This is a genomic window from Chroococcidiopsis sp. TS-821 (assembly GCF_002939305.1).
Classification (GTDB): Bacteria; Cyanobacteriota; Cyanobacteriia; order Cyanobacteriales; family Chroococcidiopsidaceae; genus Chroogloeocystis.
Genome location: NZ_MVDI01000005.1, coordinates 216,431 through 243,101, shown reverse-complemented (window position 1 = coordinate 243,101; position 26,671 = coordinate 216,431). Strand labels below are relative to the sequence as shown.

The 26,671-nt window shown below is 44.0% G+C and carries 23 protein-coding genes, 1 tRNA gene and 1 pseudogene; 9 read left to right on the top strand and 16 right to left on the bottom strand.

Annotated elements, in window-relative coordinates:
• Positions 1–154: 154 nt before the first annotated feature.
• The 3 genes from B1A85_RS15260 (at position 155) to B1A85_RS25640 (ending at position 2,749) form a co-directional block, all read left to right on the top strand.
• Positions 155–1,312 (top strand): sodium-dependent bicarbonate transport family permease, encoded by a 1,158-nt coding sequence (locus B1A85_RS15260; protein WP_104547759.1) that lies wholly within the window; start codon positions 155–157, stop codon positions 1,310–1,312.
• Between the two features lie 268 nt (positions 1,313–1,580).
• Positions 1,581–1,814: a hypothetical protein gene (locus B1A85_RS23655; protein WP_146087187.1), complete on the top strand. Its 234-nt coding sequence runs from the start codon at positions 1,581–1,583 to the stop codon at positions 1,812–1,814.
• An 803-nt stretch (positions 1,815–2,617) separates the two neighbouring features.
• Positions 2,618–2,749 (top strand): hypothetical protein, encoded by a 132-nt coding sequence (locus tag B1A85_RS25640; RefSeq protein ID WP_256387464.1) that lies wholly within the window; start codon positions 2,618–2,620, stop codon positions 2,747–2,749.
• A 10-nt stretch (positions 2,750–2,759) separates the two neighbouring features.
• Here the strand turns inward: B1A85_RS25640 and B1A85_RS15255 are convergent, their stop codons facing one another.
• The 5 genes from B1A85_RS15255 to psbZ all read right to left on the bottom strand — a co-directional run bounded on the left by B1A85_RS15255 (position 2,760) and on the right by psbZ (position 5,705).
• On the bottom strand, positions 2,760–4,022 hold the full coding sequence (locus B1A85_RS15255) for a glutamate-5-semialdehyde dehydrogenase (RefSeq protein ID WP_104547758.1): 1,263 nt from the start codon (positions 4,020–4,022) through the stop codon (positions 2,760–2,762).
• A gap of 5 nt (positions 4,023–4,027) precedes the next feature.
• A complete protein-coding gene (locus B1A85_RS15250) occupies positions 4,028–4,438 on the bottom strand; it encodes a hypothetical protein (protein WP_104547757.1) in 411 nt (136 codons plus the stop codon).
• A gap of 203 nt (positions 4,439–4,641) precedes the next feature.
• Positions 4,642–4,713: transfer RNA gene (locus B1A85_RS15245), tRNA-Gly, on the bottom strand.
• Positions 4,714–4,782: 69 nt separating this feature from the next.
• Positions 4,783–5,358 carry a 6,7-dimethyl-8-ribityllumazine synthase gene (gene ribH, locus B1A85_RS15240; RefSeq protein WP_104547756.1) on the bottom strand — a complete coding sequence of 192 codons (576 nt, stop codon included), beginning with the start codon at positions 5,356–5,358 and terminating at the stop codon, positions 4,783–4,785.
• Positions 5,359–5,513: 155 nt separating this feature from the next.
• Positions 5,514–5,705: a photosystem II reaction center protein PsbZ gene (gene psbZ / locus B1A85_RS15235; RefSeq protein ID WP_104547755.1), complete on the bottom strand. Its 192-nt coding sequence runs from the start codon at positions 5,703–5,705 to the stop codon at positions 5,514–5,516.
• A gap of 274 nt (positions 5,706–5,979) precedes the next feature.
• Here psbZ and B1A85_RS15230 point away from each other — a divergent pair, with 274 nt between their 5' ends.
• The 5 genes from B1A85_RS15230 (at position 5,980) to B1A85_RS15210 (ending at position 12,376) form a co-directional block, all read left to right on the top strand.
• Positions 5,980–8,733, top strand: a complete 2,754-nt coding sequence (locus B1A85_RS15230; protein WP_104547754.1) for a CBS domain-containing protein — start codon at positions 5,980–5,982, stop codon at positions 8,731–8,733.
• A 140-nt stretch (positions 8,734–8,873) separates the two neighbouring features.
• Positions 8,874–9,212 (top strand): DUF6825 family protein, encoded by a 339-nt coding sequence (locus B1A85_RS15225; RefSeq protein ID WP_104547753.1) that lies wholly within the window; start codon positions 8,874–8,876, stop codon positions 9,210–9,212.
• Between the two features lie 123 nt (positions 9,213–9,335).
• On the top strand, positions 9,336–11,072 hold the full coding sequence (locus B1A85_RS15220; protein ID WP_104547752.1) for an AarF/ABC1/UbiB kinase family protein: 1,737 nt from the start codon (positions 9,336–9,338) through the stop codon (positions 11,070–11,072).
• 17 nt (positions 11,073–11,089) lie between these two features.
• Complete coding sequence (locus B1A85_RS15215; protein WP_104547751.1) at positions 11,090–11,812, top strand: Stp1/IreP family PP2C-type Ser/Thr phosphatase; 723 nt, start codon at positions 11,090–11,092, stop codon at positions 11,810–11,812.
• A 369-nt stretch (positions 11,813–12,181) separates the two neighbouring features.
• Positions 12,182–12,376 carry an NblA/ycf18 family protein gene (locus B1A85_RS15210; protein WP_015186531.1) on the top strand — a complete coding sequence of 65 codons (195 nt, stop codon included), beginning with the start codon at positions 12,182–12,184 and terminating at the stop codon, positions 12,374–12,376.
• A 487-nt stretch (positions 12,377–12,863) separates the two neighbouring features.
• On the opposite strand, the gene B1A85_RS15205 is transcribed toward B1A85_RS15210, so the two are convergent.
• The 8 genes and pseudogenes from B1A85_RS15205 to kdpA form a co-directional block, all read right to left on the bottom strand.
• The gene (locus tag B1A85_RS15205; protein ID WP_104547750.1) at positions 12,864–14,384 is read right to left on the bottom strand and encodes a serine/threonine-protein kinase; all 1,521 of its coding nucleotides are present in this window, start codon (positions 14,382–14,384) and stop codon (positions 12,864–12,866) included.
• A gap of 278 nt (positions 14,385–14,662) precedes the next feature.
• Positions 14,663–15,817 carry an anhydro-N-acetylmuramic acid kinase gene (locus B1A85_RS15200; RefSeq protein WP_104547799.1) on the bottom strand — a complete coding sequence of 385 codons (1,155 nt, stop codon included), beginning with the start codon at positions 15,815–15,817 and terminating at the stop codon, positions 14,663–14,665.
• A gap of 157 nt (positions 15,818–15,974) precedes the next feature.
• Entirely contained in the window at positions 15,975–17,147 is a 1,173-nt protein-coding gene (locus B1A85_RS15195; RefSeq protein ID WP_210404482.1) for a universal stress protein, read from the bottom strand.
• Positions 17,148–17,297: 150 nt separating this feature from the next.
• A pseudogene (locus B1A85_RS26195) lies at positions 17,298–17,457 on the bottom strand (type II toxin-antitoxin system HicB family antitoxin).
• Between the two features lie 47 nt (positions 17,458–17,504).
• A complete protein-coding gene (gene kdpC, locus B1A85_RS15190) occupies positions 17,505–18,122 on the bottom strand; it encodes a K(+)-transporting ATPase subunit C (RefSeq protein WP_210404481.1) in 618 nt (205 codons plus the stop codon).
• 2 nt (positions 18,123–18,124) lie between these two features.
• Positions 18,125–18,370: a potassium-transporting ATPase subunit F gene (locus tag B1A85_RS15185; protein WP_168192412.1), complete on the bottom strand. Its 246-nt coding sequence runs from the start codon at positions 18,368–18,370 to the stop codon at positions 18,125–18,127.
• A gap of 83 nt (positions 18,371–18,453) precedes the next feature.
• A complete protein-coding gene (kdpB, locus tag B1A85_RS15180; protein ID WP_104547749.1) occupies positions 18,454–20,556 on the bottom strand; it encodes a potassium-transporting ATPase subunit KdpB in 2,103 nt (700 codons plus the stop codon).
• A 44-nt stretch (positions 20,557–20,600) separates the two neighbouring features.
• Entirely contained in the window at positions 20,601–22,286 is a 1,686-nt protein-coding gene (kdpA, locus tag B1A85_RS15175) for a potassium-transporting ATPase subunit KdpA (RefSeq protein WP_104547748.1), read from the bottom strand.
• Between the two features lie 312 nt (positions 22,287–22,598).
• Between kdpA and B1A85_RS25635 the strand changes: the two genes are divergently transcribed.
• Positions 22,599–22,727, top strand: coding sequence for a hypothetical protein (locus B1A85_RS25635; protein WP_256387463.1), 129 nt, complete (start codon positions 22,599–22,601; stop codon positions 22,725–22,727).
• A 272-nt stretch (positions 22,728–22,999) separates the two neighbouring features.
• On the opposite strand, the gene B1A85_RS15165 is transcribed toward B1A85_RS25635, so the two are convergent.
• The 3 genes from B1A85_RS15165 to cysS all read right to left on the bottom strand — a co-directional run bounded on the left by B1A85_RS15165 (position 23,000) and on the right by cysS (position 26,589).
• A complete protein-coding gene (locus B1A85_RS15165) occupies positions 23,000–23,506 on the bottom strand; it encodes a pentapeptide repeat-containing protein (RefSeq protein ID WP_104547795.1) in 507 nt (168 codons plus the stop codon).
• Between the two features lie 549 nt (positions 23,507–24,055).
• Positions 24,056–25,159 carry an AI-2E family transporter gene (locus tag B1A85_RS15160; RefSeq protein ID WP_104547747.1) on the bottom strand — a complete coding sequence of 368 codons (1,104 nt, stop codon included), beginning with the start codon at positions 25,157–25,159 and terminating at the stop codon, positions 24,056–24,058.
• Positions 25,144–26,589, bottom strand: coding sequence for a cysteine--tRNA ligase (gene cysS, locus B1A85_RS15155; RefSeq protein ID WP_104547746.1), 1,446 nt, complete (start codon positions 26,587–26,589; stop codon positions 25,144–25,146). Before cysS ends, B1A85_RS15160 begins: the two co-directional genes overlap by 16 nt.
• Between the last annotated feature and the right edge of the window lie 82 nt (positions 26,590–26,671).

Below are 26,671 nucleotides of genomic sequence, written 5' to 3'. Positions count from 1 at the left end.
AAAGAGCAGCCCTCTCTGAATATCCTGTCGGTAGGTTCTCGCTTAACACCTGTACAGTAGGGATGAAGCGCTTCACCCTTACTTTCTTCAACTCTTTAAAGCTCACTTAATTACAATAATCGTTCCTCGTTAGAGGAGGTGGAAGGAGGTATTCGTGGATTTCTTGTCCGATTTCTTGATGCGCTTCCTGGCGCAGTTACAGTCCCCGACACTCGGCTTTCTGATTGGTGGTATGGTCGTTGCCGCCGTTAATAGCCGACTGCAAGTTCCAGATGCGATCTATCAGTTTGTCGTCTTCATGCTGCTTGTAAAAGTCGGCCTGCAAGGTGGCATTGCGATCCGCAATGCTAATCTGGCGGAGATGCTGTTGCCTGCGGTGTTTGCCATGGTCATGGGGGTTCTTATCGTGTTTATCGGGCGCTACACGTTGGCTAAGCTACCGAACGTCAAAACCGTGGATGCCATCGCGACTGCGGGCTTGTTCGGTGCCGTGAGTGGCTCTACCCTCGCCGCCGCCCTATCTCTACTGCAAGAGCAAGGCATCGAATACGAGGCTTGGGCCGCCGCACTCTATCCCTTCATGGACATCCCTGCACTTGTAACTGCGATCGTCTTGGCCAGCGTTTATCTTAGTAAGCGGCGCGCTATCAAAGAAGAGTATCTCAGCAAGCAGGAATATCTCAGCATGCAGCCCGTTATCGCAGGCGAGTATCCCAGTGAGCCGCGCGGTACCGTAGGTAAGTATCCTAGTGAGCCACGCGGTATCGTATGTGAGTATCCCAGCAAGCCGCGCGGCATCACAAGTAAGCAGGTCAAGATATGGCCTATTGTGAAGGAAAGCCTCCAGGGTTCTGCGCTGTCGGCACTGCTCCTTGGTCTCGCTTTGGGCTTGTTAACCAGACCGGAAAGTGTCTTTGAAAGCTTCTACGAACCCCTCTTCCGCGGACTGCTTTCGATACTGATGCTGGTAATGGGTATGGAGGCCACGGCAAGGCTTAGCGAGTTGCGCAAGGTCGCCCACTGGTACGCTGTATATGCTGTGGTGGCGCCGCTGCTACATGGGCTCATAGCCTTTGGTTTCGGTATGATTGCCCACTTTGCCACGGGATTCAGCCTTGGTGGCGTCGCGATCCTAGCCGTCATTGCCTGCTCCAGTTCAGACATCTCAGGTCCGCCTACTTTACGAGCCGGTATCCCGTCAGCAAATCCCTCAGCCTACGTAGGTGCTTCCACAGCCGTTGGCACGCCAGTTGCGATCGCCTTGGGAATACCGCTATACATTGGGCTCGCCCAGGCGCTGATGGGTAATTAATTCCAGACAGGTCGCGGTCTCTGCCAGTGTTCCCTTGACTAGCGACCAACGTGGCGGCTATGTCAAAGTCTGCATCTTCCAGACAAGCTTGATGAACCAACGATTGAAAACGACGATTTCTCACCAAAGAATAAATATGCTTTCACGCGAAAATTTTGCTCTATGGGGCAGATTAGTTCAATCTCTGCGAGTGAATTCCCTGCGCCTGGGGCGTAAAATGCCAGGATGAGCGAGAACCTTTTAAACGTTTCTAGACCCACTTAACCTTGTGCAGATAGATAATGGCAGCTTCCACAAATCTGCATCTGTGCTATTTCCGGCTAATGTCATACCCATTTTTCAGGTGGTTCACAGTTCTGAACTTAATCCAATTGAGCTTTGGCAACACCTCAAGCAAGCCTTAGCTTGGGACTCATGTAAGACGCTCCATGAGTCGCGACGCGAACCAGACAAAGTGCTGAAAAGCATCACAGTTGACGTTGTTAGCTCTCTCGGTGGTTAGGAGTACATCTTCATATTAAGTGCAACTTCCCAGATAGTTGGTATAAGCAGTTTTTGAAGCTTATACCCCAGTATTTAAGATTCAATGAAACAAGTCTTAAGGTCTTTCTTGAGGTAAGCGAGATTTTACCTTAAGACAGAGGAGCCACTTCAATGACACAGGTAGAGTCATTGTCGTTATATTGCTTTAGTAAAGCTGAATGACAAAACCTGAACAATAGTTAAGTATTATCTGTCTTACGCTTTGGGTAAGGTGCCTGACGGCAGTAAGTGCTGCTAGTCAACCCGCTTCATCTTCACAAACCGAAACCTCAGAAGCGCTCGATCAATATGGGCAATCGGAAATGCAGCCATTGCAGACCCAGGCTTAGCGTTAGGAATTGTTGAAGGCGATCGCGCTGTATATCTGCGTGGTTATGGTATTGCCGATCTAAATCAGCGTCAAGTCACTCCTCGATCGCGGTAATGCAACTTGTCGAAGCAGGTAAGCTGAATTTATCTGAAAACGGATTTATAGTTGTTTAAACTGTCCCCCAACGCACCCCAGTTCTTAGAATGAGGAAAATCCCTAAGGGCTGGCTTAGCTCTCTACTCTCGAAAGTTTCTGAATTTGAAGTCCCCCTGAATCCCCTAATCCAGAAGGCTGATTTGTCGCAGTTAAATTTCCCCCTAAATCGCATTAATTGGTTTTTTCTAACCTCTGATATCTCTTTGATCCCCGTACTGTTAATTTTCTTTTCTCATTAAAGATTACCGATTCCTTAGCGATAAATTAAAAATTACAGGGATATAGAGGACAGTCTTATGGCAACCCGTAATCGAATATGGCAACAAATGACAGAGCATTCAGCCAGTTGGGGTTCTCTACTACTGCTAATCTGCGGATTAGGCGTCACAATATTTATGATGGTGATGTACTCTCAACAACTTCCCTAAAGGAACTCAATCAAAACTTGCCATTACCTTGAACAATGTGCTTGACGGTTGTTAGCGTTTCTAAGCTAATAAAACCTCGTCTTTGTCCTTTTTGATTTGACATACCCAAAAATACAGCATCGCCTTGCGCGGGATTACGCGAAAAGCGTGGAGAAGCATTAATGTACGTTGAGGCGCTATTTACTCCTAAGGCAAAGTGGCGACTTTCTTGGTAAGATTCGGTGACAATGCAGTCGGCGTGACCACTGCTATATCGATTAATCCATGCGATCGCTTCTTCCAAGCGATCGACAACTTTAAATGCCACGGTTCGATCCAAGTAAGGACACGCCCATTCCGATTCCGCTGCGAGCTGTAACTCTGGAAATGCTGCAACTAACTCTGCATCGCCTTTGATCTTGAAACCTTTTTCTTGCAAGTTGTTCCAGAGGCTAACTAAATACGAAGGCTTACTCGCACGATGAACGAGGACTTTCTCGATCGCATTAACTGGATCGGGTTCGCTTTGATGGCTGTCTATAATAATGGTGCGCGTCATATCCAGACTTCCTGACGCTGACCAGTAAAGGTAACAATTACCCATTGCCGAACGCAAGACTGGAGCAGTCGCGACTTTAGTAACTTGTTGTACCAAGCTAGGACGCCCGTAGGGAATCACAAGATTCAAATACTGATCTTGAGTAACCAAATCGCGGATAATGCCACCGCGGTCGACTGGTAATAAATCCAGACATCCGTGAGGTAAACCTGTTTCTTCTAGCGCTAGTTGTAAAGCATTGACAATTGCTGCATTAGAATTACTCGCTTCGCTACCGCCTTTCAAGATTAAGCTATTACCTGTTTTGATGCACAATCCTGCTGCGATCGCTGCTAACTCAGGAAATGCCTCATATATCAACGCAATAACTCCCAAAGGTACGAGTTGGCAGTACGTTTGCGAGTCTAGTAATTGATAGTCAGCATTGCGCACGCGCCGAATTGGATCGGATAATTCTGCGAGGCGTTCTAAAATTTCTACTGCGGCTTGCAAACGTTTCGGCGTTAGTTTTAGCCAATCTAAAATTAAATCGGGAACTGCCATTTCGCGGCTAGCTTCCAAATCCAGCGTATTTGCTTCCAGAATGTCATCAAATGAATGCTGTAGTGCTTTTGCCATGGCCAGTACAGCGCTACTTCGTTCAGTTCCTTTGGTAGTACCTAGTGTTAAGGAAGCTTGATAGGCGCGGCTTGCAACGGCGATCGCATCAGGGGCTATATCAAAAGCATCAATCATTTATATCAACGTCTATAAGTAAGCCATACCATTAGCGCTGGTAATACAGCTAATAGTACTGCGACCATTGCCCAAACGAGAATATTTGTGTTTGTATTGTTCGACCTCAGCGCCAAAGGCAACCAAACCACGAGTAACACTAAAATAATGCCCAAAGCTATCGGTAAGTAGGTCTGTCCGAAGCGTGGTTGAGCAACAACCCAACGACCGCCCATCCAGCGCCACGCCCGTTTGTATGGATAAGTTGTCGAAAGTTGCTCTAACAAGTAACCTTTATCTTCCACGACAAATAGTTGCTGACAGCGATCGCACCCGAATGCTTCTGTCAAGGTAATCGGGACTAAACGCCCGCGTCTGCGACACGGACACGGATAGTCTGAACTGAGATCAATTTTTTTTCCCTTTTGAGCTTGCACAGCGACTAGTAGAAGCAAAAAGTAGCTATTCCACGAGTGTATCTAAATCTAATCCAAGATGACCAACTATATTTATTGGTTGGATCTATTTTTCTATTTTTACTTTACCCATCCTTACGCATAGTTTCACGGACAACTCTACGATCTATCCTATGAGTTTTTGCCCGCATCTTACAATAGATACCGTATTGAATCTTTATAAAAGCGGGTAACGCGATTCGAACGCGCGACATTCACCTTGGCAAGGTGACGCTCTACCACTGAGCTATACCCGCAAAACTTGTGCAATTTTTATCATTGCAATTTAATCATGATTTGTCAACCCCCATTGCGAGGGAATATGTTTAACCCATTGCTTCGGGAGCAACTGAAACATCTGAGGCTTGCGCGCTTTTGAGGGCTACAGGGAGTTGTGGATCTCGATACGATTCGACTTCGAGTCGCGAGTGTAGTTGACGCATCAAATTACCCATTTCCAAAGCATTCATCGCGTAATCCCAGCCTTTATTACTTTTGATGCCTGCCCTTTCTAATGCTTGCTGCATATTGTCTGCCGTCAAAATGCCAAAAACAACAGGCACTCCAGTTTGAAAGCCAGCGGCAGCAATACCTTTCGCAACTTCACCCGCAACATAATCGAAATGCGGAGTTTGCCCGCGAATCACAGCCCCCAAGCAAATGATCGCGTCGTAACGTCGTGATTGCGCGAGTTGATGCGCAACGACTGGAACTTCAAAACTTCCTGGAACCCAGACATAATCTACTTGGTTACCATGCGGATTGATATCAACACCATGACGTTTTAAGCAATCCTGGCATCCCTCCAGTAACTTATTTGTAATTAGATCGTTGAATCGCCCAATAACTATTGCCAAGCGTAATGGCTCAGTTTGCGCAAAAGTACCCTCAAAAACTGCCATAACTATAAATCAAAATCTCATATGTTGATGTCTTAATGAAATCACTGCTTCATCTTCATGCAGCGCTACTTTGACAACATAGGGGCAATATAGTCATTGCCCCCATAGAGTACTAGTGTATCTTGATATTGCTAGTAGAGTCTTGTCGCAATATTCTAAACAACGAGAAAGTTTAGCGCGCCGACTAAAAAGACGAGAGCAATCCAAGTAATCGAACCTATCCACAGTAGCCTTTTGGATTCAACCCAGTTCTGCGGCGTAGCATACGCAACAGGAACGCCAATGAGCATAGCAAACGACACGATCACCAGAGCAACTAAAGCAATTTGAAATAAAATTGTGAGCATTGGTGCTTCTCCCAAAACAGCAACAAGGTGGACAAAATTGTTGAGCGTAAAGCTGACTATACTTTTGATTATTCCTTATTTGTACGCTATCAGATCCAGATCGGGCGATCGCTTTAGGTAACGAACTTAAGACAAGCGGCAAGTAGGACAATAAGATCGTAGCCTCGCTGTTTGAATTCATAGCAATGGTCAATACGGTTAGGACATTGTAAATGCTCATAATTCTTCTTTCCCTAACCTTTGACCGCTGACCTTTGACCCCTGCTATAAAAACATGGATTTAATTTTGTGTCATACAACAGCAGATTTTGATGCGCTAGGTGCAGCTGTCGGCGTTGCGCGGTTGCTTCCTGGGGCAAAAATCGTCCTAACAGGTGGTAGCCATCCAGCGGTGCGTGATTTTTTGGCGTTACATCGCGACGAGTATCCCTTAATCGAACGCCGTGCGGTTCATCCCGAACAAATTCGTTCTTTAGTGGTAGTAGATACACAAAAGCGCGATCGCTTGGGTAAAGCAGCCGAGTGGTTAGATTTACCGCAATTAGAAGCGATTTGCGTATACGATCATCACGTAGATGTTGCGACAGATATTCCCGCAACGCAAACTCGAATTGCCTCTGTTGGCGCAGCAACAACTTTAGTCGTCGAAGAACTGCAGCAACAAAACATTAGCCTTAACTCAATTGAAGCCACAGTGATGGCATTAGGAATTCATGTTGATACCGGTTCGCTTACCTTTGCCCAAGCAACCGCCCGCGATGCGATCGCCTTATCGTGGTTGATGGAGCAAGGGGCAAATTTACGTGTCATTCGCGATTATATCGACCCAGGATTATCACCAGAGTTACAAGAATTACTCACAACAGCTTTAGCCAATCTGCAAACCGAAATTATCAGCGGCTACAACATAGCTTGGGTACTGCTAGAAACCTCAGGTTATGTCATGGGTTTATCTAGCTTGGCTTCGCAGTTAATGGAAATTACCGAAAGCGATGCGCTAATTTTAGCCGCACAGCATTCTTTAGACGACGAACGGTTGACAATTATCGGGCGATCGCGAATTCCAGGAACAAACCTCAATCAAGTCTTTCAAGAATTTGGTGGTGGCGGACATTCGCAAGCAGCATCCATTTCGCTGCGTGGTGTCGATGCTAAGCAAACCTTAACGGCAATCTTAAACAGGCTGAAAAAACAAACTCCTACACCACCGATTGCCCGCGATTTAATGTCTTCACCCGTGCGCACAATTCGACCTGAAACAACGATTGGCGAAGCACAGCGGATTCTTTTACGCTATGGTCATTCGGGCTTATGCGTTGCCGATTCTGAAGGTCAACTTGTCGGTATTGTTTCCCGCCGCGATCTTGATATTGCGCTGCATCATGGCTTTAGTCATGCACCCGTCAAGGGATACATGAAAACAAATCTTAAAACAATTACCCCAACAACAACACTACCCGAAATCGAGTCACTTATGGTGACATACGATATTGGACGTCTTCCCGTTTTAGATAGCAATGAATTAGTGGGAATTGTAACGCGTACCGACGTACTGCGCGAAATTCATCAAGAAGAAACCAGCCGAGAACAAACAACTAGAGATAGTATTTTACCCAACTATCGACAAGGTGCATATCAACTTTTACGCGATCGCTTAGCCCCGCAACTTTGGGAATTACTCATCAAAGCGGCGACTCACGCTGAACAACGAGGTTGGCATTTATATCTTGTTGGTGGTGCTGTCCGCGACTTGCTGTTGACATACTTTCGACATGACAAGTATGGCTCAGATAAAAGCTCTTTCCAAGATAATTCCGCACTTCTAACCGATCTTGACTTAGTCGTAGATGGTCCTGTTGCCAACAATGGTAACGGTGCAGGCGTCCAACTTGCACGAGAATTACAGCAAATCTATCCCAATGCTCGTTTAGAAGTTCACGGCGCGTTTCAAACTGCAGCACTTTTATGGCACAAAGACCCAGTTTTTGATTCTTTATGGGTAGATATTGCCACCGCAAGAACCGAATTTTATCCCTACCCCGCAGCTAACCCTGAGGTGGAAGCAAGTTCAATTCGCCAAGATTTGTATCGGCGAGACTTTACAATTAATGCTTTAGCAATTCGACTGACATCGCCGCGCGCCGGAGAGTTATTAGATTTCTTTGGTGGTTTTCTCGATCTACAAGCCAAGCAAATTCGCGTTCTGCACGCCAATAGTTTTATTGAAGATCCCACGCGGATTTACCGGGCGGTGAGGTTTGCAGTACGGCTAGATTTTACGATTGAACCCGAAACCGAAAGCTATATTCGCTACTGCATCGCTAGTGGTATCTATAACCGCCTTCAAGGCAATAAAACTCCTGCACTGTCTGCGCGGCTCAAAGGCGAACTGAAGTATATTTTAGAAGCACCTTATTGGCAGCGGGCATTAAAGCTACTTTCCGATTTAGGCGCACTCAAGTGCATTCACCCAACTTTAGAACTCGATCGCGAATTATGGCGACAACTGCGTTTGTTAGAACGCTGTTTGCAACAAAAACTTGACTGGCAACAAAACTTACATCATTGGCTATTGCGACTCGAAGCGATCGTCGCGTACCTCTCACCAGAATATCGCGCGCAGGTTGCCACGCATTTACAGCTTTCTGAGGATAGTATCAAACGTCTCGGAGCATTAAGTGAGGTACAAACCAAAATTGAACAATTATTACCTTCCTATCAGCAACCAAGTCAAATTGTACAGTTACTTCGTTGTTATGACATACCAACGCTAATTTTAATCGCCATTCGTACCAATCAAAGAGTTAGACGTTTAATTTGGCAATATTTCAACTTCTGGAGAATGGTTGAACCACCCTTAAATGGAAATGACCTAAAAGCTTTAGGTTACAAACCAGGACCAATATACCGCGTCATTTTAGATGATTTATTAGCCGCGACGCTCGATGGTGCGATTGAGCGCAATGCAAATCCTGAAGAACGTCGTCAGTGGGCGATCGCGTTTGTTCAAAACCGCTACCCGCAATAAAAAAATAAGCTAAACTTATTGCTTCTTGGTCAATACTCAGAGGATCTTCACTTCCACAAAAATCGCAAACCAATAATACCAACAGCAGCAGAGCAAACAAGCAAGTTATAATTTTTGCGGAGGCATGTAAACAAATATTTATGAGTAATCCTTTTGTAAAAGCTTTTTTTGTTGGCAGAGCTGTTGCTGAAATCTTCAATGAGCAGCTAGAAAATGCCCTAACCGACGCGCTCAGCGAACTAGGTAAACTCGATGCTGAACTCCGAGAGCAAATGCGCCAATTTTCGGATGAAGTCATGGAACGGGCAAATCGGGAAATGGAAATGGAAATGACCTCTAGGGGTAGAGGGACAACAGTTGTTACGCCAAATACGCAACCTGTCGATACACAAGCAATGATCGACGATCTTCGCGCTGAAATTGCTTTGTTACGGACAGAAATACAGCGCTATCGCAGTAATTCTGGCACAAGCACCTAAAATTCGTAAAGTTGTAGCTTTCGCAGGGTAGAAGCGCAACTCAGGCGATCGCAGTCATAACCTGACTAAAAATTCCCTGTAAAAGTTTGAAGAATTTCTAGCAAACAAACTTAGGAACATTGAGTGTCTGTTCTTCCTGCTAACTCTGTGAAAACCCTACGGTATACCAATAATCTGGAGACGGGCTATAAAGAAAAGTCCTACCGTTGGAATCGGGAAAATTACTCAAGCAAACGCCGTTTTGTTGACATCTGGCTGTTTGTCATTCGATTGCTGGCTGGTTTTTGGTACAACAACAAATCGTGGAGTTATGCAGGCGGCGTTACTGATGCTAAGCGCAGTGCGCGACGCAAACGACAGGCTATTTGGATTCGCAATAAACTATTAGACTTAGGACCAACTTTTATTAAAGTAGGGCAGTTATTTTCGACGCGAGCCGATCTATTTCCGAGTGAATACGTTGAAGAACTTGCCAAACTCCAAGATAAAGTACCCGCTTTTAGTTATGCGCAAGTAGAAACAATCATTGAGCAAGAACTCGGCAAAAAAATTCCTGAGCTCTTCACAAGTTTTGAACCAATTCCCATCGCCGCCGCCAGCTTAGGTCAAGTTCATAAAGCACAACTGCATTCAGGCGAAATTGTTGTTGTTAAGGTACAACGCCCAGGATTGCGTAAGCTTTTTGAAATTGATTTAAAAATTCTCCGAGGAATTACGCAATACTTCCAAAATCATCCTAAATGGGGACGCGGTCGCGACTGGATAGGAATTTATGAAGAGTGCTGCCGCATTTTATGGGAAGAAATTGAATATATCAACGAAGGGCGGAATGCAGATACTTTTCGGCGCAATTTTCGCGCTTACGATTGGGTAAAAGTTCCCAGAGTCTACTGGCGCTATACATCTTCTAGAGTACTGACTTTAGAATACGTACCTGGAATTAAGATTAGCCACTATGAAGCGCTAGAAGCAGCAGGAATTGACAGAAAATTGGTAGCACGTCAAGGTGCTGAGGCTTATTTACAACAGCTACTCAATGATGGTTTCTTTCATGCCGATCCCCACCCAGGTAACATTGCGGTCAGTCCAGAGGGAGCGCTGATCTTCTACGATTTTGGCATGATGGGTCAGATTAAAACGAGCGTCCGCGAACAACTCATGAAGACGCTGTTTGGTATCGCCCAAAAAGATGCGCAACAAGTTATCGACTCTTTAGTTGCGTTAGGAGCGTTGGTACCCACCGATGATATGGGACCTGTACGGCGCTCAATTCAGTATATGCTGGATCACTTTATGGATAAGCCATTTGAAAATCAATCAGTGGCGGCAATTAGTGACGATCTATACGAAATTGCTTACGGTCAGCCCTTCCGCTTTCCTGCAACTTTTACGTTTGTGATGCGGGCTTTCTCGACGCTAGAGGGTGTTGGTAAGGGCTTAGATCCAGAATTTAATTTTATGGAAGTTGCTAAACCTTTTGCAATGGATCTTATGACAAACGGCAACGGTATTGAAGGTAATAGCTTCTTGAACGAGTTAGGTCGCCAAGCAGCACAGGTGGGTAGCACGGCCTTTGGACTGCCAAGACGTTTAGAGGATACACTAGAAAAGCTAGAGCGGGGTGATATTCGCGTGCGCGTACGTTCAATCGAAACCGAGCGGCTATTACGTCGGCACAGTAGCCTGCAACTAGGAACAAACTACGCGATAATGATCAGTGCTTTTACCCTGTCCGCTACGCTATTATTCGTCAATCATTATATATGGTTGGCAATTGTTGCAGCAGCGATCGCTGCAGTAGTAGGGGTAGCGCTTATACGACTGCTCATGCGCCTTGACCGATACGACCGAATGTATTGATATTTTCTCAGGCAACTATGAAACTGCGCTTCACGGGTCTTAGTAACCCAGGGTTGGTACGCTTCTCGAATCAGGATGCTTACTACATCGATCCGGAAGGGCGATTTTTTATTGTCGCTGACGGTATGGGCGGTCATACTGGCGGCGAAGAGGCAAGTCGGATTGCAATACACGTCATTCGCGACTATCTGTTGCAGCATTGGAAGAGCGATCTTGCAACAAAAGACTTATTAGACAATGCTTTCAAGCAGGCTAATCTCACAATCGTCCGAGAACAAAAACGACAGCCGCAATGCAGTGATATGGGAACAACCGCTGTCGCAGTTGTTTTTCGCAACCAACAACCAACAATCGCGCACGTTGGGGACTCCCGCTTGTATCTGTTTCGTGACTCAACATTACAACAAGTTACCGCAGATCATACCTGGGTCAACATGGCTTTACACCAAGGCGATATTACGCCTGAAGAAGCCCGCGTTCATCCCTGGAGACACATCCTCTCGCGCTGTTTGGGTCGCGAGGAGTTAGACCAAGTCGATCTACAAACGCTCGCCGTTCAAAGTGGCGATCGCTTGCTACTCTGCTCTGACGGACTGACTGAAGAACTCTCTGACGAACAAATTGCTTTTCAGCTGCAATCCAACCCCCCAATCGAGAAAGCTGCTGCTGCCTTAGTGAAAGCTGCACTGGCAAGCGGTGGTCATGATAATATCACCGTAGCAATCGTCGAACTTGAGTAAGAGTTTTCGTTAGATATCTGCGCTCCTGAAGGCTCCTGAGGATGACCATCTTTGGGCAATTATCAATATAACTAATAATTTTTGTCCTCAAACCCAAAATATTTTTAGGTATATATACTTATTATTTGTTCAGTTTGAGCATTTTTACTTTTTGTAACTTGATAAAAATAACTGGAGCCTTCCTGGAATCCACCGAGGTTAAGGTTATTTCTTTTGATTAGAATAACTACTCATCGAGGAGTATGTGCAACTTGTCAACTATTTGTTATATTTTGTAAAAATGAATCTAAATGTAGAGAGTACAACATTTACTCCTACTTTAGTTAGATAGATCAACCAATACCTTGATTATCTTGTTTGGAGTTAGCTATGGATCAGCCAATCGAACTTTCTTTAGAACAACAGTTCAGTATCCGCTCCTTTGAAACACAAGTACAAAACATGAGCCACGAGCAAGCCAAAGACTTCTTAGTGAAGCTCTATCAGCAAATGGTGATGCGCGAAGCAACCTACAAGCAACTGCTAAAGCATCACTGGGGACTAGAAGGAGGTAGCTGGGCTTAATTCGTACTACCTTAATGTCGCAGTAGGCGACCTCCATCTCTTGCTCGGTTCCAGCAGGGAAAAGAACTGGGGGTGTTGGGGCGTCAACTCCGAACAAATAACAATGTGAAAACTTCTAAAACCACTATCTGAGCTTGACAAAGTTAACTTAAGCCAAGACAAGAGAAAGCCTTGCAAAAAAATATATATTCTAAAGAGAATACACAAAGCTAGAAAAAACTCGTTATACGCGATAAAAAGCTATATTTATAGATACAATCCTTTAGTTTTCACTTCAAACTGGCTTTAAGTAAACTTTAGTCTCAAAAACGCATCACCAAGGAAAGTAGTTACGGGTAGAAGTTTTCCTGGAGATACAACTGGCATCAAAATGTTTACTATACGAAAAAGCGTTCAGCGTTCCAAAAAGTTTTTGTGTAATGATTTTTGAAATTGGTCGATCAACTCGCAACTCATGAGCGCTTGATAATAATGCACAAGCAACTAATCAACTATTGTAAACTGCTGCTAACTTCATCATTACTTGTGGCTTAATTTTCTCTAGCTCTTTTTTCAGAAGACCGCGACTTAGCTGCGGAGAGGCTGTAGAAACTATAGTGTGACTCATAGCGATCCACTGTTGTAAGAGTTGGCGTTGTGCAGGTGCAATCTCAGCTTGCAGACAAGCAAAAGCACGTTGCGGACATTCGCGGGTAAACAGTAGGATTTTATAGTATCCAAATTCGAGTAAGAGTTTTGCTAATTCTATACCTTGAGAAGATTTTAAGTCTATGTAGTAAGGTAGCCATTTCGGAGTATGTTCGCGGTTATGTAAAACAGTAACCCATAAAATCATTGGATGTGGAGCATTGAGAAATAAAAATTGATTGTAACGCGTACCTTGTAGCCGTTTTTCGATCTCGTGTTTTGGTAGCATTACCCATAAAGTAGGTGTTAGTTGATTTTGCACGCGAATCGGATGCGGAAAAACAATATCCGCGATTGGTTTATTTTTTGGCCAAGAAGGTGATTCATCAATACCCGCAGCAGTAATTGAATACTTCTCAAGCGTACTAGTAGCATTGGCGTGTAAAGAAGCTATATTATCAGTATCTCGCTCCTGGGGTCTAAGGTTTACTGGAGCGTGTTGTTCTAGAGATGTAATCGTTTGCAGCATCTCACTAATATTTTGGGGGCGATCGCTGGGGTTTTTAGCCAAACAGCGCATCACTAAATTTTCTAACTCCTGTGGTAACTCCAATTGCGGAATAGTTTCGCTAAAGGAACGTGGTGGATGAAAATGATGTGCCTTGTACCAGCCGCCAAAAGAGTTAGTATTTGCTTGTATAGGCATCTTACCTGTCAACATCTCGAACATCATCACGCCCAAACTATAGATGTCTGAGCGATTATCGAGTTCTTTCCCCTCAATTTGTTCAGGGGAGGAATACGCCCATGTTCCCAAGTAGTAGTTGGTTTGAGAACTATCTGATTGAAGTAGTTTTGCAATCCCAAAATCGAGGATCTTGACTAACTCCCCAAAACTAGGGTTGGGCGTGACTAAAACATTGCTAGGTTTGATATCGCGGTGAATAATTGGGCAAAGTTCTCCATCAACCGGAATACCATCATGCGCTGCTTGCAGTCCTAAGCAGAGTTGACGTGCAAAACTCAGAAATCTTGTCAAAGTCAGTGGTTGTAGTCGAACGATGTCACTAAGGCTTTCTCCTTGCAAGTATTCCATAACGTAATACGGAGTTCGATTTTCGTCTACGCCGTAGTCCATGACACGCACAATGTGAATACTTTTTTGACCAAGAAGCGCGCAAGTTTTAGCTTCGCGTTCAAACCGTTCTTGCACTCTAATTTTGTTGTTTTGAATCGAAAGCGCTAGAAATTTAATGGCAACAGGTACACCACCCAACAATAGGTCATTGGCGAGATAAACTTGACCCATCGCTCCTGTTCCAATGAGTTCTTGAAGTTGATACCGCTGAGCAATTAAGCGACCAATGTTGGGATCTGTCATACGAAGTTAAATCGACCAGTGATAGGGTTTCATGGTACCAGCCAGTATTGGCTGTGTAATCAAGAACATCTAAGTACGGGTTGGATTGATAATTTAGCCAACCAACAATAACTGAAAAGCACTACACAGACCAATTACAAGACAAACTTTAACCTTGGTCGCGATGAATTTCCAAGCGGGATTATACTGAGAAGTTAGCAGGGTTTGGTACTTGACTAGGCGATAGTGACCAGGAGCAAGTGAATAGTGGTGAGTGTTCTCTGCACCCTTGACTCTTTTTATATTGGTAAATGCACTTCACCGAGGAGTACTGGTTGCGTTGCACCAGTTGCTTGCGGTAAGTTACCAGGGAGGTTGAGCATTCTCCAGTATGCAAGAACAGCAAAGGCGATCGCTTCTTTAAAATTGGCACTTAGCCCAACTTCGTCTGTCGTTTGTACCGGAATTGGTGCTAACAATTCTTGTAATCGGCGTTTGAGATAGAGATTTTGACTACCGCCACCGCATAGTAATACGCAACCAGGTAACTGTGGTAGAAATGTTTGATAACTGTGGACGATTGAGACAGCGGTTAATTCGGTGAGAGTTGCTAAAGTATCAGCGGCGCTTAAATTCAGTGCTGTTGTGTCAGCTAGACAATCTTGTAAATAGTCCCAGCCGAATAGTTCCCTTCCTGTCGATTTTGGTGGTGGAATTTGAAAGTAGTCTTGACTGAGCCATTTTTCTACTAATGTATGACAAGGAGTGCCACTAGCTGCCCAATCACCGTTAGCATCGTAAGTCTGAGTACCATCTGTAAAATGCTGTACTGCCAAATCTAACAGCGAATTTCCAGGTCCTGTATCCCAACCGCGCACTTTTTCCAACCAGTCGGGATGCGACCGCGGCGGTAAATAAGCAACGTTACCAATTCCGCCAATATTTTGCACGCAACGCGCCTCGTGGGGATGACTTAGAAGATACGCATCGACACGGGGAACTAAAGGCGCACCATGACCTTTAGCAGCAATATCACCTGCGCGAAAGTTACTCACTGTGGGAATTCGAGTTAATTCGGCAATGACAGCACCGCGTCCTAGTTGCAGACTATAGCCTAGCGCAAAAAAGCCTTCACCTCTTCTCTTCGGTGGTCGATGATAAACGGTTTGACCGTGCGAACCAATGAGTTCTACGGAAGGATGATTGATTTGCAACTGTTGTGCTGCTTGAGCAAAAGTTTGGGCGATCGCGTCGTCTAATTCTGCTAATTGTGCCATTGATATGGCTTCTCCCGCACAGACGGCGAGGATTTTTTTTCTTAAATCAGCAGGATACGGATAAGTTTCTCCTGCTAAGAACTCGACTTTGAGCTCGGTACCTGTACCAGAAATATCAACTAAAGCAGCATCAATGCCATCAACTGAAGTACCGCTGATTAAGCCAATTACAAGCATTAATTTATCAACTAAGTAAGTGAGTAAAAATAAAGATAATTTAAGGGCTGGTAACTGGTCATTGGTCATTGAAAAGAATATCTATTACCAATTACCGATTACCGATTACCCGACAATGTTACGCATGATATTTAATTATGCCCGCCTTTCTGTATCTTTATCCTACTGGAGCCACACCATTAAACTCAGCGTTTTTCTCCGAGCTAATAATATGAATATCAATGTTTTTGAGCAACCGTACTAATTGTTGCGTTAGAGAACCACGCAAAAGAATTTTCCAACGCGATCGCTGACTTGCGCCGATGACGATTTGGGTAATGCGGTATTGTTTAGCAACATCGGCGATCGCTTGTGGGATATTGTGGTTTGTGACGCGAATAAACGTCCCGCCAAATTCTTGACACAGACGTTCGCAAGTTTCGAGGTGTAAACTTTCTGTTTTAGTTAAGAAGCGATCCGGATTCGCCACAAAAACAGCGTACAAAGGAGCATTCATATAACCTGCTAGCCGCGCCCCGCGACGTAGTAACTGTATTGAATTGGGATAGGTAGAGACGCAGACTAAAACACGCTCGTGGATATTACAAGTTTGTCCTGCGAGTTGCTCATTGAGGAAATTAGCATTGAGTGCGATCGCGTCTTCTTCAACATTATCAGCAACTTCGCGCAGTGCGAGTTCGCGTAAAGCAACTAAGTTGCGGCGTTGAAAAAAATTAGCAAGTGCTTGCTGAATTTTTTCGGGAGCGTAAATTTTCCCTTCAAGTAAGCGTTCTTCCAAAGTTTCTGGAGTGACGTCAATAACGACAACTTCATCAGCTTCCTCAATTAAGCGATCGGGAACGCGTTCTCTAACGACGACACCTGTAATTCTCGCTACCAAGTCATTGAGACTTTCGATGTGCTGAATATTTACCGTTGAGTAAACGTCAATACCCGCAGCTAGAATAACTTCCACATCTTGATAGCGCTTTTCGCGTTCAGATCCAGGAACATTCGTATGTGCTAATTCGTCGATGAGTACGAGTTGTGGCGATCGCGCTAAAATTGCCTCCGTATCCATTTCCGTTAACGTCAACCCGCCCCGCACAATTTCTTTACGCGGGACAAGTTCTAATCCCTCAGCTTTTTGTGCAGTTTCCTGACGTCCGTGAGTTTCGAGTAACCCAATCACAACATCAATACCTTCTTGTTTGAGTGCGTGGGCTTCTTCGAGCATTCGATAAGTTTTACCAACTCCTGGAGCCATCCCAATAAAGATTTTGTGCTTACCTTTACGGGGTGGGCGAATCTTAGTGTTGTCAGACAGTACAGGTTCTTCAGTCTTGTTCACTGCAAGCTTTGCCTTGTATCAACGTAAATTCGCTCAATGTAACAAAGCCCTACGACTGAAGTCAGGGCTACTTCAACAAAGTGCGCACAGGTACACTAAAGTTAAGCAAGAGATTTGTGGACATCGCGATTGCATTGATAAAGGAGATGGTTATTTGTCTTCTAAGAGCATTTCAATTACCTCATGCAAATTCTTGTGTAACTCGTCCAAGATTTCTCCTTGAGAGTGTGCTCCAGGAAATCCAGGTATTTAACCTACGTAAAGGTTAGTATTTGAATCTTTCTTCAACAATAGCGGTAAACACTTGCATAGATCTTAGTTAAAGACTTGAATGCAATCAACTTAACCAAAGGTATGCTACTCTAGCGGAGCTTGTAAAACGTCTAGCTCGCGATTTAAATTCAACACATTGACTCCTGGTTCGCCAAAAACCCATAGAAATCTACCTTGCGTGTGTTTAGCAATCAAAGGAGCAATTTCCTCAGGAGATAAATTACGCGCCTGAGCAACTCGTTCTAGCTGATTAAATGCGGCTTCTACAGTAATATGCGGATCTAAGCCAGAACCCGAAGCATAAACGAGATCCGCCGTAGGTGCAATCGCGCGTTCTTCTAACTGTGCAACAGTGTCATTAATGCGTGCGAGTAGATCGGGATTGCTCGGAGCCAAGTTACTCGCGCCCGATACTCCTGTTTTTTGTCCGATATTTTCTGGATCGCGTTCTTGTTGTGAAAAGCTGCTGTAGTTTACCGCACTAGGGCGACTTTGGAAATATTGCGGTGATGTAAAGACTTGCCCAATTAATGCTGAACCGACATTTTGTCCCTCCAAGTTTTGGACGATACTTCCGTTAGCTTGAAACGGAAAGAAAACTTGACCAACAACTATCATAATTGTGGGATAAATCACTGCGGTTAGCAGCCACAGCACAAAAGTGATGCGAATCGATCTTGTAATATCGCGCACTATAGACATAACTAATAGCGCTCCGGTCGAAAAATGACATCAAACAAATAAATTATTAAACTCAAAGTAACCAACCCAAGTAAACCAATTGCCCAAGCTTGACGACGTTGCACGCCATCAACCGCCGCATAAACCGCTGGTGCGATCGCTAAATTCAAACACAATGCAATCAAAAGCTGTAAAGGTAACTTTTGTCTGCGCCATCGCACCCAAACAAAAGAAACACCATTCCATACATCCATCACCAAAATCTTCATACACTAACCCCAACTCACTTACAAAAACCTCTCACAATCTCTTCTCTTTGCGTTCTCTGCGCCGAAGTTCGGTTCGTTTACTTCTACCCCAAACCTACCGCTGCAATAACCACATCAATCACCTTAATCGCAATAAAGGGAGCCACAACCCCACCCAAGCCATAAAGTAAAATATTCCGCTGCAAAAGTTGATTCGCGCTCAATGGTCTAAACTTCACTCCGGTCAACGCCAAAGGAATTAACGCCGGAATAATCAAAGCGTTGTAAATCAGTGCAGACAAAACCGCCGATTGGGTACTTGCCAAATTCATAATATTCAACCTACCAATACCCGCAGCCGTAAAAATAACCGGAATAATAGCAAAATACTTGGCAATGTCATTTGCGATCGAAAAAGTCGTCAACGCGCCGCGCGTAATCAATAATTGTTTGCCGATCGCCACAATATCAATCAACTTCGTCGGGTCGGAATCCAAGTCAACCATATTCGCGGCTTCTTTTGCTGCTTGAGTTCCCGAATTCATTGCTACACCCACATTGGCTTGTGCGAGTGCGGGAGCATCATTTGTTCCATCCCCCGTCATCGCGACTAATTTACCTGCGGCTTGTTCGCGTTGAATAACAGCGATTTTATCTTCGGGAGTCGCTTCAGCAATAAAATCATCGACACCTGCTTCTTGGGCAATCACTGCTGCGGTAATGTGATTATCACCCGTTAGCATAATCGTTCGCACGCCCATGCGTCGTAGCTGGTCAAAACGTTCTTTAATACCAGGTTTGATAATATCTTTGAGATAGATAACGCCATAAATATCGCCATTAAGCGCCACAGCTAGGGGTGTACCGCCCAAACGAGAAACACGTTCGTAAGCAGCATCAAGATCTGAAGGAATTTGACCGTTACGCGATCGCACAAAGCCTTTAATTGCTTCTACCGCACCTTTACGCACCTCCACCCCATGCGGTAAGTTTGTTCCACTCATGCGCGTTTTAGCAGAAAAGTCAACTGCTTCAGCCTTACTCCAGTCAAACTCCAGTGATGCTCCGAGTTTATTTGCCAACCGGATGATAGACTTACCTTCGGGTGTTTGGTCGAAGACACTTGCTGCAAAAGCAACCTTAGCAACATCGTCTACAGAATGACCATTGACCGGAATAAATTCCTCAGCTAGACGGTTTCCTAGCGTGATAGTCCCCGTTTTGTCCAAAACAAGCGTATTCACATCGCCACACGCCTCTACTGCCCTGCCAGAGGTCGCAATGACGTTAAATTGAGCGACGCGATCCATACCTGCAATACCAATTGCGCTTAATAATCCACCGATCGTTGTGGGAATGAGTGCGACTAATAAAGCAATCAAAATTGCCACACTGACCGGACTTTGGACATAATTAGCAAGTGGTGGTAGCGTTGCCACAACTAACAAAAACACCAATGTCAGCACTGCAAGTAAGACGGTGAGGGCAATTTCATTCGGGGTTTTGCTGCGTTCAGCACCTTCTACCAGCGAAATCATGCGATCGATAAAACCTTTACCAGGATCGGCGGTAATTTGAATCGTGAGTTCATCAGATATCACTTGCGTACCGCCTGTGACTGAACTTGCGACATCGGAACCAGGTTCTTTTAAGACAGGTGCTGATTCTCCAGTAATGGCGGATTCGTCAACCGAAGCAACTCCCGCGATCACTTCGCCATCGGCGGGAATGAAACCCCCAGCAATCACTTTGACGCGATCGCCCCGCCGTAAAGTAGTAGAAGAAACTTCCTGCGTTGAACCATCGTTTAAAATTTTCCGCGCCAAGGTATCTGATTTGGTTGTACGTAAAGCATCAGCTTGCGCTTTTCCGCGCCCTTCGGCGACAGCTTCGGCAAAATTGGCAAACAAAACTGTAAAAAATAGAATAACTGTAATCAAGCCATTGAACACCCGCAAATTTTCACCTGGTACAGTACCAAACAGTGCAGGATCAATTGTGAGTAATGCGGTAATTATCGTACCTACCCACACCAAAAACATCACCGGATTTTTTACCATTTGTCGCAAAGTCAGCTTGGCAAACGCATCGCGGATAGCTCGTTGGTAAAGTCCTTTTCTGCTAACTTTTGGTGTGTGCTTGCGCCCTTCACGAGGACCACTAGGACGCGGGCGCGGGTTTATGGGTGAAGAAGTTGTAGAATCCATTTAGGAGGGGGATTTGGTAATTGGTAATGGGTAATTGCTAATTACTAATTTTTCAGCAGTTGAAAGCCTTCGGCGATCGGTCCTAATGCTAGAACAGGGAAGAATGTTAAAACTCCTAATATTAAAATGACTCCTGCTGTAACGCTGGTGAATAACACAGTATCAGTGCGGAGAGTTCCAGCCGTTTCGGGTACGGGTTGTTTGCGTGCCATGCTATCAGCTAAAAGTAGTAAAGCAATGATGGGAATGTAGCGTCCTCCTAAAAGGCTAATGCTTGTACTTAGGTTCCACCAAAGTGTATTGTCTCCTAATCCTTCAAAACCAGAACCATTGTTCGCACTCGCAGAGGTGTATTCATAAACAACTTGCGATAAACCGTGAAAGCCTGGGTTACTAATTCCCGCTAATGTGTCAGGAAAAGATAGCGCGATCGCACTTGGAATTAGAACAAAGATTGGGTGAACGAGTAGTACGGCACTTGCTAGAACAATCTCTCTTTTCTCAATTTTACGACCTAAAAATTCTGGCGTTCTGCCTACCATTAAACCTGTGATAAACACCGTTAGAATAAGATAAATAAAGAGATAAGCTGTCCCCGTTCCTTGTCCACCCCAAATAATTTGCAAAAACATATTAAATAGAGTTGCAAAGCCACCATTAGGCATTAAAGAATCGTGCATTCCATTCACTGCACCACACATTGTTGCTGTTGTACTAACTGCCCATAATGCTGTTTGCGCCCAACCAAAGCGAACTTCTTTGCCTTCTAAATTTGGTTGTTCTCCACCAAAAATTGTATTGTTAACAAGTGGATTACCTTGATACTCACCAATCGCCGTTATACCTATCAAAATGACAAATATAATAAATACCATCCAAAACAATAACCAAGCTTGTTTCATGTTATTAGCAAATACACCATAGGTAAAAATTAATGCCATAGGAATAGATAGCATGGCAAGCGTTGCTAATAAATTCGTAAAAGTATTTGGATTCTCGAAGGGGTGTGCTGAGTTAGTTCCAAAAAAGCCACCGCCGTTTTCTCCTAACTGCTTAATTATTTCAAAATGGGCAACGGGACCTCGTGCGATCGTCTGTGTTGCACCTTCGAGTGTTGTTACTGTTACTGGGGAAGCTAAAGTTTCTGGTACGCCAGCAATTAATAATATTAAGGCTCCAATGATTGATATGGGTAATAAAATTCGTGTAATTGCTAGAGTTAAATCAACGTAAAAGTTACCTAATGGTCTACCAGTTAAACCTCGAATAAATGCAATTCCTACAGCTAGCCCAGTAGCAGCAGAAGTGAACATTAAAAAGCCTAGCGCTAACATTTGACTAGCATAACTATATGTCGTTTCTCCAGAATAATGCTGCTGATTTGTATTGGTGATAAAAGAAATAGTTGTATGCAACGCTAAGTCCCAAGTAGGTGAATTTAACTCTGTAGGATTTAAAGGAAGAATACCTTGTAGCATGAGTATTAAAAAGACAAAAATACCCATGACGAAATTACTGATAATGACAGCTTGAATGTACTGCCTACCAGTCATGTTATCTTTAGAGCGCGTTCCAGTAATAATGAAAATAGCTCTTTCTATAGGATTAAGAACTCGATTGAGCAGTATGTTCTTTTCAAGAAACACGCGCGCCATATACTTACCAAAGATTGGTGTAATGGCGACTAATATGACAAGTGTCAACGCAATTTGAAAGAATCCTTGTAGCATATGTTGCTTAATAAGTTTACTTTTAACTTGTGTTAATACAGTTTCAGAAGCAATTAATAGTCTTTATTTTTAACAAAAATTATCTCGATTGCGGTCATAAATCGGCAACTAATTGAATATATAAAGTCGTTAATAAAAATGGCTAGGCTAAACTAGCTGCTAGATATATACATGATGCATAAACTACTATATCAAGCGGTATATTTTAGCTAAGCGGTATATAAGTTTATATTTATAGTCAAAGAGTATTTGGGCTGCTGTCATCTATAATGAGTTGTTTTAAAATCCAAAGTAAAATCTGCTAAAAATCGAATGTTGTTGCGATCGCTACAGCACCCAATTAACTCTTCTTACAAAATGCTACGCGCAAGATCGCTGTGGTGGATTGTTGGTTTGTTTCTCGTGGTGTTGATTTTAGAGTTGGCAACACCTGTAGAATAGGTATTTGGTTATCTCTACACCAGATTAATCTTATTGACTACTACGTATTTGGGTAGAACAGCAACGGTTTATGCAACTTTGCTACCAGTATTTTTAACAATAGAGACAATCGAGCCTACTATTGCGTCTAGTCGCTGCATTGCTGTAATGGCATTAATCGTAAAACAATGCATGCACTTTAATTTCAATATATTTTTGTTAATCTGATGCGGGTGGTACAGTTGCAATGCAACCACCATATTATTCAAGGATTAGGTTCAAACTTTCTAAAGTTAGCGACAACCTAAGCTTTCGCGCGTAGATACACCCGTGACAGGATTGACACCATCAGCGCGATCGCACAACAAAGAAACTTGATAGCGATCGATCAATGCATCAGTAAAGTCAGCCCCTGTAATATCCGCATCAAAAAGCCGCGATCGCGTTAAGATTGCTTCTTGCAAGATAGCATTTTTTAAATTGGCTTCATCTAAAGTAACGCGGTCAACTAATGCACCTGTAAGGTTAGCACCTTCTAAGTTGGCGCGGAGTAAAACACCTTTGGTAAGAATGGCGTTTGTGAGATCTGCGCCTTGAAAGTTTGCTTCGCGCATTTCGGCTGCGACAAAGACTCCACCTACCAAGTTGGCGTTAGAGAAGTCACGATTTTCTAGATGTGTATTACTGTAGTTGATTGTATTGTCTTGAGCCAAGGCAGGCTTGGCGGCTAAAAGTACCCATAACCAAGCAAGGCACAAAATCAATATGATACCGAGTAGACGCACTAGGATTTTTTGAATGAGTTTGATTATTGGCGATCGCATCATGATCACTGACGTAAAATTTTTATTCGTATTTTGACTAAAAGCCCTTAATCGCCATAGTGGATATTACTTTGAATTTTAGCAAAGATGAAGTCGTGACGCGATTGCGTGTTAATAATTGCAAAGTTTTGTCCAAAAGTTCATTGCGATGAATGTGACTCAAGGTCATGCAGAACTGAGACAACAAAGTAACAGTTATTGGGACAATTAGTACAAAAGAGAAGTATTAGCTGTGATGACTTTGTTTACTATTGCAATTCTACTTGGCTGCTGTAGTAGTTGTTATAACGAGAGAAATAGAATCTTTAGTTCAATCACGGGACGCAAACATTCTTCATCAGTTACCCTATTTCCCTGACTCCCGTCTTATTGAAATAAAAGCTTTTCTTGGCTCCTTTTTTCCCACTACTGCCTTCAGGGTTAATATTCCGATCGCAACTGCACTTGCTATGATTAATCCTATACATTTGAACTGGCTGACAAACTTTTGTTACTGTACCTCATAAACCCGAAATACGCTGTAAATTAAATACTTGATTGCTGCGTCTTCACCACATTATCACTCGCTTCTTTCCCTTCAGCTAAGCGCTTTGGTTGCAAATAAAGGTTTTCTAATAGTACTGAAGCCCCTGCTATCCAAGGTGGAACAATGACAGCGCCGATAATACCTAAAACTTGAGTTCCTCCTAAGACTGCCAAAAGTTGATACAGTGGGTGAACTTGTACTGAAGAACCGACTAACAAAGGATCGAGTACATACGTTTCCAAATTTTGGATGATGACAAATAATAGAAGTACCCAAACAAATGTTAAACCACCTTGTGACAGTGCCACAATTAAAGCAGGAACTGCACCTAATATAGGTCCAATAAAAGGAATTAAATTAGTAAAGCCTGCGATGACGCCTAAAGCTAAGGCAAACTCTGATAATCCTAAAATTCCTAAACCCAGAGTTATGGCAATTCCTAAAATTCCAGATACTAAAACTCGACCTTGAATGTAGCCCCCCATTCTCTGACTGATTGGGATCACTTGCGCGTCAAGCCGTTTATCCCAGGGGTGGGGAAACAAATTAACAATTCCTTTGATTAAATTTTCGCGCCCAGCAACCATGTAGCCAGAAATCAACAGCGCTAAGATTAAGCTTAGTACGCCATCAATAATGCTGCGCGTAAAGCCATAAGAGCGTACGATAAGTTGTTGACCTGAACCAATAATCCAGCTTGTCAAGGCTTGCGTATCAAAAAAGCGGTCAATAAATTCAGGTTGTTCAGTGCCTAGCCTCAAAGCAACGTTTTCTGCTAAAGTACGGAGATTATCGAGGTAAACTGGAATTAAACTTACTAAAGTTTGCAGTTGTTCAGCAACAGTAGGACCAATAATTAATCCTGCACCAATGACGATCGCAAGTAACGTCAGATAAACGCTAATGACTGCTAACCAGCGCGGTATGCGGAGTTTTTCTGCTTTTTCGGTAACAGGTGCGATCGCCGTTGCAATGACGACTGCAATCATCACCGTTACAAGTAAACTCCGCAATTGCCACAACAGCAGTATCAGAAAACCTGTGGCGACAACTAGTAGCAGGTTTGTTACAAATGCACGATTGCGATTTAGTTGCGATGCCATCGCGTTACACCACCGGGCTGGTCAATTAACGTGATACCCTGATTTTGCAGTTGATTACGAATCCGATCCGCCTCAGCAAAATTCTTCGCTTTCTTGGCTGCAAGTCGCATCTGTATCAAATTTTCAATTTCCCGATCGCTGATCCCATCAACAGTTGTTTCTGTTTCTGGTTCGGCTTCAAACCCTAAAACTTGCGCCAAAGTCACCAGCGTCTGCCATTGTTGTTTTAGTTGTTCTGGCGGAGTTTCCGTTTTGCCTTGATGTACCAAAAGATTTCCCTCACGGCGCAATTCTTTAGCTAACTCAAACAGAACCGCCAACCCTCCAGGAAAATTGAAATCATCATCGACTTCGTCCTGGAAGCGCTGCACAACTTCTGGGATTAAAGAACTTTCTTGCTCTTTCCATCCTAGTTGCTTGCCATAATGATAGCCAAACAGCAGTCCTTCTTTGAGGGTATGCCAACCATTCGTCGCGGCGGCGATCGCTTCATCGGTAAAATCGATTGGTTTGCGATACTGCGCAGTTAATACAAACAGTCGCACTGCCATCGGGTCTGTTGGGCGGTTCAACAATTCCCGAATTGTGATAAAGTTACCCAAAGACTTGGACATCTTTTCGCCATTGACCGTCACCATGCCATTGTGCATCCAGTAATTGGCTAGCGGTTTACCTGTAACGGCTTCACTTTGAGCGATTTCATTTTCATGATGCGGAAAAATTAAATCAGCACCGCCAGCGTGAATATCAATTGTCTCGCCCAAATTGTCCCGTACCATTGCCGAACATTCGATATGCCAACCAGGACGTCCTGCGCCCCAAGGCGACTCCCAGGCGGGTTCTCCAGGTTTTGCAGCTTTCCACAATGCAAAATCGAAGGGATCTTTTTTCTTTTGATACTCCGGATCTTCGACGTCGACGCGATCGCTTGCGCCCGCTTGCAAATCTTCTAATTTGCGCCCCGAAAGCTTACCGTAGGCATTAAATTGACGCACTGCATAGTACACGTCGCCATTAACTGGGTAGGCGTAGCCTTTTTGTTCTAACTCGTATACCAAGCGCTTAATGCCATCGAGCGTATGCGTTGCACGGGGGTAAGCATCGGCTCGTTTGACGTTCAACCGATCCATATCCTCAAAATACGCTTGGATGTAACGTTCGGCAACGGCTTGCATCGTCGATCCTTCTTCGCGCGCCCGATTGAGGATTTTGTCGTCAATGTCTGTGAAATTTTGGATATACTTGACTTCATAACCACGCCATTGCAGGTATCGACGAACGACATCCCATACAATACATGCCCGCGCATGACCCAAGTGGCAGTAATCATAAACTGTGACACCACAGTAATACATTTTTACCTTGCCTGCTTGCAGCGGCGTAAAGATTTCTTTTTGACGGGTAAGCGTGTTGTACAGCGTTAGGGTCATGACAAAATGGTGAAATGAGCTTTTCGGCAATAATAGGAGATAGTGGAATGTGTCAGCTAGCAATCTTAAGAAAGTAGCTTTG